This is a genomic window from Arcobacter sp., from assembly GCF_050300555.1.
Classification (GTDB): Bacteria; Campylobacterota; Campylobacteria; order Campylobacterales; family Arcobacteraceae; genus Arcobacter.
Genome location: NZ_JBNKXY010000001.1, coordinates 1 through 12,794 on the forward strand (window position 1 = coordinate 1; position 12,794 = coordinate 12,794).

At 26.5% G+C, this 12,794-nt stretch carries 13 protein-coding genes; 8 read left to right on the forward strand and 5 right to left on the reverse strand.

The annotated features are described in order from the left end of the window. Positions 1-170: 170 nt before the first annotated feature. A complete protein-coding gene (locus ACQY5W_RS00005; protein WP_428022871.1) occupies positions 171-1,280 on the forward strand; it encodes a sensor histidine kinase in 1,110 nt (369 codons plus the stop codon). Between the two features lie 62 nt (positions 1,281-1,342). Here ACQY5W_RS00005 and ACQY5W_RS00010 read toward each other — a convergent pair whose 3' ends face one another. Together ACQY5W_RS00010 and ACQY5W_RS00015 are read right to left on the reverse strand one after the other, a co-directional pair. Then, on the reverse strand, positions 1,343-1,843 hold the full coding sequence (locus ACQY5W_RS00010; protein WP_428022872.1) for a gamma carbonic anhydrase family protein: 501 nt from the start codon (positions 1,841-1,843) through the stop codon (positions 1,343-1,345). Positions 1,844-1,848: 5 nt separating this feature from the next. After that, on the reverse strand, positions 1,849-3,090 hold the full coding sequence (locus ACQY5W_RS00015; protein ID WP_428022873.1) for an argininosuccinate synthase: 1,242 nt from the start codon (positions 3,088-3,090) through the stop codon (positions 1,849-1,851). Between the two features lie 67 nt (positions 3,091-3,157). On the opposite strand from ACQY5W_RS00015, the gene ACQY5W_RS00020 reads away from it, so the two are divergent. Genes ACQY5W_RS00020 through lptB form a run of 4 tightly spaced genes read left to right on the forward strand, consistent with a single transcriptional unit; the run spans position 3,158 to position 5,539 of the window. Next, positions 3,158-3,421: a S4 domain-containing protein gene (locus ACQY5W_RS00020; RefSeq protein WP_428022874.1), complete on the forward strand. Its 264-nt coding sequence runs from the start codon at positions 3,158-3,160 to the stop codon at positions 3,419-3,421. Beyond that, entirely contained in the window at positions 3,414-4,394 is a 981-nt protein-coding gene (trpD, locus tag ACQY5W_RS00025) for an anthranilate phosphoribosyltransferase (RefSeq protein WP_428022875.1), read from the forward strand. Before ACQY5W_RS00020 ends, trpD begins: the two co-directional genes overlap by 8 nt. Before the next feature lie 10 nt (positions 4,395-4,404). Continuing rightward, positions 4,405-4,824, forward strand: a complete 420-nt coding sequence (gene tsaE / locus ACQY5W_RS00030; RefSeq protein ID WP_428022876.1) for a tRNA (adenosine(37)-N6)-threonylcarbamoyltransferase complex ATPase subunit type 1 TsaE — start codon at positions 4,405-4,407, stop codon at positions 4,822-4,824. Next, a complete protein-coding gene (gene lptB / locus ACQY5W_RS00035) occupies positions 4,817-5,539 on the forward strand; it encodes an LPS export ABC transporter ATP-binding protein (protein ID WP_428022877.1) in 723 nt (240 codons plus the stop codon). The genes tsaE and lptB overlap by 8 nt, the downstream gene beginning before the upstream one ends. Here the strand turns inward: lptB and ACQY5W_RS00040 are convergent. From ACQY5W_RS00040 to ACQY5W_RS00050, 3 genes are all read right to left on the reverse strand, one after another. Next, complete coding sequence (locus ACQY5W_RS00040; protein WP_428022878.1) at positions 5,536-6,774, reverse strand: response regulator; 1,239 nt, start codon at positions 6,772-6,774, stop codon at positions 5,536-5,538. The two genes, lptB and ACQY5W_RS00040, sit on opposite strands and share 4 nt — an antisense overlap. A gap of 73 nt (positions 6,775-6,847) precedes the next feature. Further along, positions 6,848-7,573 (reverse strand): 3-deoxy-manno-octulosonate cytidylyltransferase, encoded by a 726-nt coding sequence (gene kdsB, locus ACQY5W_RS00045; protein ID WP_428022879.1) that lies wholly within the window; start codon positions 7,571-7,573, stop codon positions 6,848-6,850. Positions 7,574-7,585: 12 nt separating this feature from the next. Beyond that, positions 7,586-8,989, reverse strand: a complete 1,404-nt coding sequence (locus ACQY5W_RS00050) for a PAS domain S-box protein (RefSeq protein ID WP_428022880.1) — start codon at positions 8,987-8,989, stop codon at positions 7,586-7,588. Between the two features lie 72 nt (positions 8,990-9,061). Between ACQY5W_RS00050 and polA the strand changes: the two genes are divergently transcribed. The 3 genes from polA to ACQY5W_RS00065 all read left to right on the forward strand — a co-directional run bounded on the left by polA (position 9,062) and on the right by ACQY5W_RS00065 (position 12,772). Beyond that, complete coding sequence (gene polA, locus ACQY5W_RS00055) at positions 9,062-11,764, forward strand: DNA polymerase I (protein ID WP_428022881.1); 2,703 nt, start codon at positions 9,062-9,064, stop codon at positions 11,762-11,764. 90 nt (positions 11,765-11,854) lie between these two features. Continuing rightward, entirely contained in the window at positions 11,855-12,565 is a 711-nt protein-coding gene (locus ACQY5W_RS00060; RefSeq protein ID WP_428022882.1) for a response regulator transcription factor, read from the forward strand. Positions 12,566-12,580: 15 nt separating this feature from the next. Next, complete coding sequence (locus tag ACQY5W_RS00065) at positions 12,581-12,772, forward strand: hypothetical protein (RefSeq protein WP_428022883.1); 192 nt, start codon at positions 12,581-12,583, stop codon at positions 12,770-12,772. The last annotated feature ends 22 nt before the right edge of the window (positions 12,773-12,794 follow it).

The window sequence follows — 12,794 nt, forward strand, 5'->3', positions numbered from 1 at the left end:
TTTTCAAGATGATTTTATCATCTATATTCATAAATTAACGGAATAAATTTTTGTCTATATTTTTGGGGTCATTCCAGGTTCAACCTTTGAAGTTGTTATTGCTAAGAATGAAGATTTATTACATGGGCTTAATGTTTTAGATTTTAAAGAAATCAATAAAGGACAATAAAATGGAAAAATTTTGCATATTAATATTAGATGATGTGGAAGAAAATATATATTCTTTGAGACTGATGATTGAAGATAGTTTTGATGTTGATATATACACAGCATTAAATGCACAAGATGCCATAACAATTCTTATGAATAATAAGATTGACCTTATTTTAAGTGATATTCAAATGCCTGATGTGGATGGGTTTCAATTTGTTGATTATATTAAAAGTCTTGAAAAAACTAAAGATATTCCTGTTATTTTTATTACTGGAATTTATGATAAAGATTCATATCAGAAAAGAGGTTATGATTTAGGTGTTATTGAATATATTTCAAAACCTATTGATAATGATTTGCTAACATCAAAATTAAAAGTATTTATCAAAATATTTGAAGAGAAAAAAAGTTCAAAAGAAGAGTTAGAACAAGCAAATAAACTTCTTGTTCATAATGCAAAGATGGCTAGTATGGGAGAAATGATAGGTGTTATTTCCCATCAACTAAAACAACCTTTAAATATATTATCACTTTATTGTCATGATATTAAATTCTCTTATGACGCAGATGAATTAAATAAAGAACTTATAGACGAATTTGCAGTTAATACAAAACAGCAAATAAAACATATGAGCGATACCATAGATAGCTTTTTAGGTTTTTTTAATTCTGAAAAAAGTTTTACAAAAATTTCATTAAAAAAATCAATTGAAAAATTTATGGATCTGATGAAATCACAAATTAGTAAAAATAATATTGATATATCCATCGATGTTGAAGATAATTATATTTTAGGTGTAGAAATGGAGTTATCACAAGTTTTTATGAATCTTATTACTAATTCTATTCAAGCATATGTAGAAAGAGATATAGAAAATAGATCAATTGAAATAAAATCATATAAAAAAGATGATAAAGTAATTTTAACAATTGCTGATTTTGCAGGTGGGATAGATGAAAAAGATATAGAAAAACTTTTTGACCCATATTACACAACAAAAGAGACAGGCACAGGAATTGGGCTATATATGGTTAAATTAGTAATCATAAATAGTTTTAAAGGCGATTTAAAAGTAGAAAATAGCAATAAAGGTTTAAAATTTACTATGACTTTTCCTATAGCATAATAAATATAGCTTTGGAAATAAAAAATTAAATAAAAAGTAATCCTTTTAGAATTACTTTTTACTTACCTATAATCATTTTTATATTCAACATAATGAGCTGCATGATTGATAAGTTTATCAACATCTTCTTGAGTTAATTGTTTAACTACCTTTGCAGGTGTTCCCATAATTAAGCTTCTTGGAGGAAAAACTTTTCCAGAAGTTACAAGAGAATTTGCTCCTACTATACTTCCTTCACCAATAACAGCATTATCCAAAATTGTTGCACTCATACCAATAAGACAATTATCTTCAATAGTGCAACCATGAAGCATAACTTTATGTCCAATAGTAACATTATCTCCAATAATTGTTTTTGTATCAATATCAGTATGAATACAAGATAAATCTTGAATATTTGAATTTTTACCTATTATAACTTCATTTACATCTGCTCTAATTACACAACCAAACCATACTGAAGAATCTTCTCCAATTTCAATTTGTCCAATTAAATCTGCACTTGGCGCTATCCAAGCTGAAGAAGCTATTTGAGGGTAAAATTCTTTAAATTTTAATATCATATTAATTATTTTCTATTTTGATTTTTACCAGCAATGATAAATCTTAAAGCATTTAATCTAATAAAACCTTCTGCATCTTTTTGGTTGTAAACTTCATCTTTTTCAAAAGTTGAATAAGCATCGTTATATAGTGATTTAGAAGAATCTCTACCAACAACTGTTACATTTCCTTTGTAAAGTTTAACTTTTACAGTTCCTTCAACATGTTTTTGTGTTGAATCAATAGCAGCTTGAAGCATTTCTCTCTCAGGAGAGAACCAATATCCTTGATAGATAAGTTTTGCATATTTTGGCATTAATTCATCTTTTAAGTGAGCTGCTTCTCTATCTAAACAAATTGATTCAATAGCTCTATGAGCTTTTAACATGATAGTTCCACCTGGAGTTTCATAACATCCTCTTGCTTTCATACCAACATATCTATTTTCAACTATATCAACTCTTCCAATACCATGTTTATTACCATACTCATTTAATTTTGCAAGTAAAGTTGCTGGTGACATCTCTATACCATCAATAGCAATTGGATCACCATTTTTATATGTTAAAGTTAAATATTCAGGTGCGTCTGGAGCTTTTTCAGGTGCTGTTGTCCATAACCACATTGACTCTTCTGGCTCATTGTTTGGATTTTCTAAATGTAAACCTTCATAAGAGATATGAAGTAAGTTTGCATCCATTGAATATGGACTTACTTTTGGATTACCATTTTCATCAACATGTTTTTGAGCAATTTCAATTCCATGTTTTCTTGCATACTCAAGTAAACTTTCTCTTGAATTTAAATCCCATTCTCTCCAAGGAGCGATAACTCTAATATCAGGTCTTAATGCTAGGGCACCAATTTCAAATCTTACTTGGTCATTTCCTTTTCCAGTTGCTCCATGAGAAACTGCTTCTGCACCTTTTTCATTAGCAATATCAATAAGTTTTTTTGCAATTAAAGGACGAGCAATAGAAGTTCCAAGTAAATATTCACCTTCATAAATTGCATTTGCTCTAAACATTGGGAAAACATAATCTTTTACAAATTCTTCTTTAATATCTAAAATAAAAACATTTTCTGGTTTAATCCCACATGCTATTGCTTTAGCACGAGCTGGTTCAACTTCTTCACCTTGACCTAAATCAGCAGTGAATGTAATAACTTCTGCATTATATTCATCTTGAAGCCATTTTAAAATAATAGATGTATCAAGCCCACCACTATAAGCTAATACTACTTTTTTTACTTCTTTTTTACTCATTTATTTATCCTACATCATAGTAATTTTAAGGGAGTTATTTTATCTAATCTTAGCTATAATCTTCTTTATGAGAATAGATAAATTTTTAAACGCAGTTAATATAACTAAAAGAAGAGCCGTTGCTGAAGATATGCTTGAACACAAAGTTGTTTATATAAATGGTATGGTTGTAAAAAAATCAAAAGAAGTTAAAGTTGGAGATGTTATAGAAATAAGGTACTTAGAATACACAGAAGAGTATAAAGTATTACAAATTCCTTTGACTAAATCAACTCCAAAATCAAAACAAGATGAATATATTGAAAAATTAAAAGGAAAAGATAATGTTTAATATGGATAAACTAAAATTTGATGATATATTTGAAAATAGACTTCCAGCAGAAGAAGTTAGAGATTTTTTAATAAAATTATATGAAGATGGGGAAACTGCAGAACAAATAGCAGCAGCAGCTGATGCTATGAGAGACCATTTAATACCATTGCCTATTCATTATTCATTAAAAGATGAGTTAATTGATAATTGTGGAACAGGTGGAGATAAATCAAATAGTTTTAATATTTCAACAACTGTTTCATTACTTTTAGTTGCTTGTGGAAGTAAAGTTGCTAAACATGGAAATAGAAGTATTACAAGTAAATCAGGTAGTGCTGATATGCTTGAAGCACTTGGAATAAATCTAAATCTTAGTATTGAAGATCAAGTTAAAATGTTAGAAGAGACAGGTTTTGTATTTATGTTTGCACAAAATCATCATCCAGCAATGAAAAATATTATGCCAATAAGAAAATCAATCCCACATAGAACAATTTTTAATATATTAGGACCACTTAGTAATCCAGCAACTGTATCAAAGCAGTTAATTGGTGTATTTAGTGATGCTTATATTCATAGAATGATTACAGCACTTAGTCTTTTAGATACAAAAAGAGCTATGGTTGTTAGTTCAAAAGATGGTATGGATGAAATCTCAATTAGTGATGTAACTTATGCAACTACATTAATTGATCAAAGAACAAGTGATTTTATTATAGACCCTAGAGAATATGGCTTAGATATATATCCTAAAGAAGATATTTTAGGTGGTGATGCAAATGAAAATGCTCAAATTACAAGAGATATTTTAGAAGGAAAAATAACTGGTGCAAAACTTGATATTGTATTGATTAACGCTGGAGCAGCTTTATATATAGATAACCGAGCAAAAGATATTGAAGAGGGAATTGCTATAGCTAGAGAAGCTATTACTTCTGGAAAAGCTAAAGAAAAGTTAGAACAAATCATTAACTTCTCAAAAAGCATATAATAGGATTAATTTGGAAAAAATAGAATTAATTTTAGAAGAGAATCAATTAACAAAAATTATTGAAAAATTAGATAATTTGATTAATAAAGAAGAGTCTATAGTTTTATTAAGAGGTGATTTGGCAAGTGGTAAAACTACTTTAGTTAAAAATTATGTTAAATCTTTGAATATAAATGAAACAGTTACTTCACCAACTTTTTCAATTCAAACAATTTATGGTAATAATATTTATCACTATGATGTTTATAATAAAACTTTAGAAGAGTTTATATCTTTAGGTTTACTTGAAGAGTTTGAAAAACAAGGGGTACATTTTGTGGAGTGGGGTGATGATAGATTGGACGAACTTCTTAACTCTTATGGATTTCATACCATTAAAATAGATATAGAAAAATTAGAAAATAAAAGGCGATATATAATTAATGCATAAACTAAGAATAGAAAATATAACTAAAAGTATTAAAAAAACTCAAATTTTACATGGTATTTCTTTAGAAGTTAAATCAGGAGAAATCGTTGGATTATTAGGACCAAATGGAGCAGGAAAAACTACAACATTTTATACTGTTTGTGGACTAATAAAACCAACATCAGGTGAGATTTTTTTAGATGAACAAAATATTACAAGTTTACCTTTGCACAAAAGAGCATTAAAAGGAATTGGATATTTACCCCAAGAGTCTTCTATTTTCAAAGACTTAAGTGTAGAAGATAATTTAATGCTTGCTGCTCAAATAGTAACAGATGATAAGGAAGAACAAAATAGAAGAGTGGAAGAGTTACTTGAAGTTTTTAATATTGAACCAATTAGACAAAGAAAAGGTGTTTCTTTATCTGGAGGTGAGAGAAGAAGAACTGAAATAGCAAGAGCACTTGTTTCAAAACCAGATTTTTTACTTCTTGATGAGCCTTTTGCAGGGGTTGATCCAATAGCAGTTAAGGATATTCAAGAAATTATAAATCAACTTACAATTAGAGGTATTGGTGTTCTTATAACAGACCACAATGTAAGAGAAACTTTAGAAATCTGTGATAGAGCATACGTTATGAAAAGTGGAGCATTATTAGCATCTGGTAATAGTGATGAAATTAGAAATGATGGAAGCGTAAGAGAACACTACTTAGGAGAAAGTTTTACTTTTTAAAAGTAAGATACTCTCTCATCTTCATTATTTAATGCTTTTTTAAGAGCTGAAGAAACTCTTTTTAAGAATAAGTCTTCATTATCATCATTATTTAATTCAACTACTCCAAAACAAGACTTTTTATTTGTTCCTTTGCTTTCAAGCATATCATTTAAAAGTTCTTCTAATTTATAAGCAACATTTAAAGCACCATCTAAATCTGTTTCAGGAAGTAAAATTAAAAATGACGATTCTTCGACTTTAAAATTTATATCATGTTCTCTAACATTTTTATTAATTAGTTCTGTAATATCATTCATAAGTTCTTCATAGGTGATTTTTTCATCTATATTTTCTATCGCAAGTTTTATAATAGAAAGACTTTTTCTATATCTTCTAACTCTTTTTGATTCTATGGAAAATATTTTATGAAACTTATTTAGATTATATAACCCCGTTATTAAATCATGGTTATATTTATATTCAAATAGATTTGATTTTTCATTTAAATTAGTTACATCAAATAAACTAACTACATAAGCATCTTCTTCATTTTTTAATTTAGATACATCTATTTTAAAGATTTTATTTAAATCATCTATTTTTAAATTAATTAAAGTACTTTGATCTTCTAAATTTGCTATATATTCAAGCCAAGGAGTTTTATCTTCTTGTGAATATTGCTCTTTATCAATCAAAGAATCTTCTAAATTTATCTCAAGATTTTTAAAAGTTTTTGAAAATAATTCGTTTGATAAAAACTGCTTATCTTTTTTAAAGATTGCAACAAAACTATCTTGTTTGTTTAATAGTTCCATTGTATCACTACTATTACTTAAATCAATCTCATTATTTAATTTTTCAGCTAAAAATTTATGCTCTAATAACTTTGTTATATTTTTAATTAATTCATATAAATCTAGTGGTTTTAGACAATATGAAGTAATCCCTAAATCAATAGATTTTTTATAAAAATTTGAATCAGTATGTGCAGTTGTTGTTATGGTTGGAATATTTGGATTAATCTTATTGATTTGGCTTATCATCTCTAAACCATTCATTTTAGGCATATTAATATCAGTAATGATTAAATTTACATCTTGATTTTCTTTGAAGGTAATAAGTCCTTCTTCTCCATTATTACACACTATTAACTTATTTACGAAATTATTTAAAATATTAGAAGTAAAATTTCTAATTTCATCTTGGTCTTCAACATAAAGTATATTTAGTTGTTTTAAAAAATCTTTATTCATGATTCCTTCTTATTGTAAGTTAATATTTTCAATAATACCTGTGGATATTACATTAAATAATTTAAAAATAACTTTATTTACTAAAAATTCTAAGTGCATTTTTTAAATCTTCTTCTGTATCTATTCCAAAAGATTTAGATTGAACTTCAACCATCGCAATCTTTTTTTCATGATAAATTGCTCTTAATTGCTCTAATTTTTCGATACTTTCTGTAGCTGCTGCTGGTAATTTGCAAAATTCATCTAAGCTTTTTACAGTAAATCCATAAATCCCTAAATGTCCGTTATAATTAGAGTGTTCATAATGGTCTCTATGGTATGGAATTTTACTTCTTGAAAAATATGTAGCATTACCTTTATCATTTAATAATACTTTTACATGATTTGGATCATCTGCCAATTCTGAAGAGATTTTTTTATGACAAGATACAATCATTATATCTTCATTATTTTCTTTTACTTTTTTAACTCTATTTATTACAGCTTTTATCACATCAACTTCTATAAATGGCTCATCGGCTTGAACATTAATAACAATATCATCTTCACTAAGTTTTAATTTTTTTGCTGCTTCATTTATCCTATCAGTACCGCTTTGATGTTCACTTGAAGTCATTATTGCATTTATTCCATGCTTTTTGGCTAATCCTATAACTTCTTGGGAATCTGTTGCAATAGTTACTTCATCTAAACTACTTACTTGTTTTGCAGTTCTTATAACCATTGGTAAACCAAGTATATCTACTAATATTTTGTTTTGAAATCTACTAGAATTTAATCTCGCAGGTATTATTATCATATGTTTTTTCCTTTAATTAATTATTGGTAAAGTTATCTTTACATTTGTTGTTTTATTAAGACTAGTTATTTTAATAGTTCCTTTTAAATGTAATTCTATAATATTTTTTGCAATATATAAACCTAATCCAACTCCATGTTGTTGATATTTTGTTGAAAAATAGGGTTCAAAAATTTTTGTAATATTTTGCGGTTCTATTCCACCAGCATTATCAATTATATTTAATTCAATAAAATCTTTTTTCTTTTTTACATCAATTGTAATTTTTTTATTAACTTCCATCATATTTCTTTGCATAGCTTCAATGGAGTTTTTAACAATACTATTAAATACTGAAACTAACCTATCTTGGTAGGTTTCAATAATTATATTTTCATCACAATTAATTTCAAACTCTGTGACTCGTTTATAGGGTTTGATTAAAGTTTCAATTAAATTTTTAACTTCTATAATCTCTTTTTGACCTTCTTCTTCAATCAAAGATTTAAACTCTTCTATTGTATTGGAAAGATTTTTTACATTTTCTGTAATTATTTTTAAAGCATCAGAAAAAGATCTATCATCCTCTACTTCTAAAGATAGTTTTTGTGCTATTATTGATATGGTATTAAGAGGTTGTCTCCATTCATGGGAAATAGTTCTAATGGTTTCATTCATAATATTTAATTTATTATCTTGGACAATTACTTTTTCATCAAGTTCTAATTCGTGAGTAATATCAAACATCAATGCTGTATATCCTGTAATATCACCATATTTATTATATATTGGTTTTATTTTTGTATCAACCCAAAAAATATCATTATTTTTTTTAACATTTTTGATTCTTCCATTCCACTCTTTTCCACTTATAATAGTATCCCACAAATTTTCAAAAAGTTCATTTGGAGTATCTTCATGTCGAATAATAGTATGTTTTCTTCCTAACAATTCACTTTTTGAATAACCTGTTAATTTACAAAAAGCATCTGAAACTTTTGTGATAAATCCATATTTATCAGTATGACTAGAGATAACATAACTATTTAAAATTTGGTCATCAGAAATCTCTTTTGTAATATCTTTAGCGTTTAAAACAAAAAGTTTTTTATTTAACATTAGAGAAACTGTAACTTTTAAATATATAGGTTTACCATCTTTTCTAGTACAAACAACATTGATATCTGTATTATAAGAATTAATCGTATTTTCTTTTAAAAGTTGTAAAAAAGGTAGTTTATATTCATCATTAATCAAATCAACAAAAATTTTATTAAGTAATTCTTGTTGTGTATATCCTAATATTGGAGTTAAAGCATCATTTACATATAAAAATTTACTTTTAAAATCAATTATTCCTATACCATCCCAAGAATTATTGATAATCTCCTTTAATTCAAGATTTGTACTTTTTAATTTTTCTAATTCTAAATCCATTCTAAACCTAAATAAACTTATTTTTATATCTTTTCATTATAATATAAAAACTTTAAAACTAGGGAATACTTAATGGATAATGACAATTTAAGTGCTAAAAAGACCATAACTGTAATAGATACATTTGGATTTTTATTTAGAAGTTTTTATGCGCTTCCACCTTTAAAATCAAAAGATGGTTTTCCAACTGGATTGCTTACTGGATTTATGAATTTTATCTCAAATATTGGAAAAGATTTTCAAACTGATTATATAGTTTTTGCACTTGATTCTAAAGGAGATACCTTTAGAAAAGAGATTTATAATGAATATAAATCACATCGGCCAGATGTTCCAGAAGATTTATTAAGACAACTTCCCGTTGCCATATCATGGATAGAACAAATGGGATTTAAAACAGCTATTAAAGATGGTTTTGAAGCAGATGATATTATTGCTTCAATTGCCCATGATGCTAGAGAAAAGAACATAGAAGTAAGAATTGTAAGCCATGATAAAGATTTATATCAATTAATTGATGATGACATGATTTATCTATTTGATCCAATAAAAAAAGTTATAATAAACGAAGAAAAATGTTATGAAAAATATGGAATTCATCCTAAACAATTTATAGATTATCAATCACTTTTAGGAGATAGTGCTGATAATGTTCCTGGAGTAAAAGGAGTAGGGGCTAAAACAGCAGAAGCACTTATAAAAGAGTTTGGAACCTTGGACAATATTTATAATAATATTGAAAGTGTTCCAAAACCAAGATGGAAAACACTTCTTTTAGAAAATAAAGAGATGGCATATATTTCAAAAGAGTTAGTGACTTTAAAAACAGACTGTCATTGCATAGATTTTTTACATGAATTTGAACTACCAAAAGAAAATCCTATATTAAAAATAGAAGAGACCTTATTAAAATATGATTTAAATAAAATAATCGAAAGAGTTCATCAAAATGGTCTTAATTATAAAACTGAACTACCAAAACCTAAAGAAATAGTAAATTATGATTTTGTGTTGTTGGATACAAAAGAAAAACTAGAAAATGTAATAGCTTCTATTCCAAAAGATTCTATTGTAGCTTTTGATACTGAAACAACAAGTTTAGATACAAAAATAGCAAAAATTGTTGGTTTTTCTTTTGCTTATGAAGATACAAAAGCATATTATGTGCCAATTGCACATTCGTATTTAGGTGTATCAGAACAAATTTCATTAACTGATGCTAAAAATGCTATTAGCAAATTAAATGAGTTTAAACTAATAGTTCAAAATTTTAAATATGATTTTGACATTATAAAATTTAATTTTGATATTGAATTAATTCTATTTGCTGATACTATAATATTGGCTTGGTTGTTAGATAGTAGTTCTAAAGTTGGACTTGATGCACTCGCAAAAAGTTATTTTGACTATACTATGATTGCTTTTAATGATGTAGTAAAAAAAGGTGATGACTTTTCTACTGTAGCTATTGAAGAAGCGTGTAATTATGCTGCTGAAGATGCACTTATGACTTATAAAATATATTTTAAACTTTTAGAAGAATTTAAAAAACAAAATTGTGAGCATCTTTTAAAAATAGCAGATGATTATGAGTTTAAATTTATAAATGTATTGATAAACATGCAAAATAACGGCGTAAAAATAGATACACAAATATTAAAAAATTTAAAAATCCAAAATCAAGAATATATCCAAGAACTTACAAAAAAAATATATGAACTTGCTGGGTCTGAATTCAATATCAATTCTCCAAAGCAACTTGGAGTAATACTTTTTGAGACATTAGGTTTACCTGCATCTAAAAAAAGTAAAACAGGGTATAGTACAAATGAAGTAGTACTAAGTAAGCTTATAGATTCCCATGAAATTATTTCAGCACTTTTAGAGTATAGAGAGGCATATAAACTTCAATCAACATATATTGAACCACTTTTAGAATTAGCTTCAAATGACAATGAAAATAAAATCTATACCTCATTTTTACAAACAGGTACTGCAACAGGAAGACTTAGTTCAAAGAACCCAAATCTTCAAAATATACCAGTAAAAAGTAGTGCAGGCAGAGAAATAAGAAAAGCTTTTATAGCAAGAGATGGATACAAGTTAGTTGGAATTGATTATTCTCAAATAGAATTACGACTTTTGGCTCATTTTAGTAAAGATAAAGCCCTTGTAGATGCCTTTAATAATAACTTAGATATTCATAGTCAAACTGCAATAAAAATATTTGGTGAAGAGAAAGCTAGTGAAAAAAGAAATATTGCAAAAACTATTAACTTCGGATTACTTTATGGAATGGGAAGTAAAAAACTTGCTGATACCCTTAAAATAACTCCTAAAGAAGCAAAAGTATATATAGATTCATATTTTGAAGCTTTTACAAATGTAAAAGAGTATATGAAATCAATTGAAGATTATGTTTTAGAAAATGGTTATGTTGAAACTTTAATTAAAAGAAGAAGAATATTTGATTTTAATTCGGCAAATACTATGCAAAGAATTGCATTTTTGAGAGAAGCAGTTAATACAAAATTCCAAGGAAGTGCTGCTGATTTGATAAAACTATCAATGATAAAAATATTTGAAAAATATAAAAATGATGAAAATCTTAAAATGATTTTACAAATACATGATGAACTTATTTTTGAAATAAAAAATGAAAAACTTGATGAAATAACAAATGATTTGAAAAAAATAATGGAAAATATCTTTACTTTAGAGATACCACTAAGAGTATCAGTAGCTATTGGTGATAGCTGGGGTGATTTAAAGTAAAATAAAAAGCTTTTTTATTAAAAAATAATTTTCTTTTGACAAAAAAGATAAATTTAGATATAATGGAAAAAATTTTAAAAAGAGTGACTTATGATTAAGACATTAAAAAATATTAGAAAATTAGATAATGCTAAATTACTTGTTGTAAGTAGTGACTTAACTGTTAAAAAAACTTTAGAACAAGATTTAGATAACTACTTTAAAGAAGTTAGTTTTGTATCAAATAACAAAGATGCTTTAATTTTAGCAGCACAAAATAGTTATGATTTAGTAATTATTGATACAAAAAGTGAAGGATTATCGTTTAGTAGTTTTTGCTTTGAATTACTTGATGTTGTAAAAAATTTACCTAAAATAGTAATTTCAGATGAAGATAATAGTGAAGATATAGTTATAGCAGTTAATTGTAATGCTTATACATTTATCTCAAAACCTTTAAGGTTACAAGATTTAAAACTAGCGATAATTATGTGTTTAAATCAAACAAAAAGAGGGGATAAAATAGAATTCCAAAATGGAATCTATTTTGATGAGTATAGAGATCAATTTTTCAAATCTGGTGGGATAGTAATTGATTTTACTAGACTTGAAAAGGGATTTTTAAAGCTTCTTATAAGTAAAAAAGGTGAAATTACCGATTATGACACAATTAAAGATGTTGTATGGAAAGGTAAAAATATGTCTATTTATACAATGAGAAATATTGTAAATAAAATTAGACAAAAAACCTATTATGAAATAATTAGAAATCATTCAAATAAAGGTTATGTAATCGATGAAACAGGTATGAAGAGATTCTAATTAAAGGGTGCATAAATGGAAGAATTGATTTTGACCAAAGAAGAATTGGTTGAGATGTTTGAATCACATGTTCTTGAAGATACAAATAAAGGTTGGTTAATGAATGATAAAGTTGTGGAGATTATTGCTTTACATGAAGTTGAACCAAAATATCTTCAAGATATCACAAATGCAAAGTATTATAAAATAATCCCGAAAGGTAATTAATGTCACATTGTCCGTTCTGTAA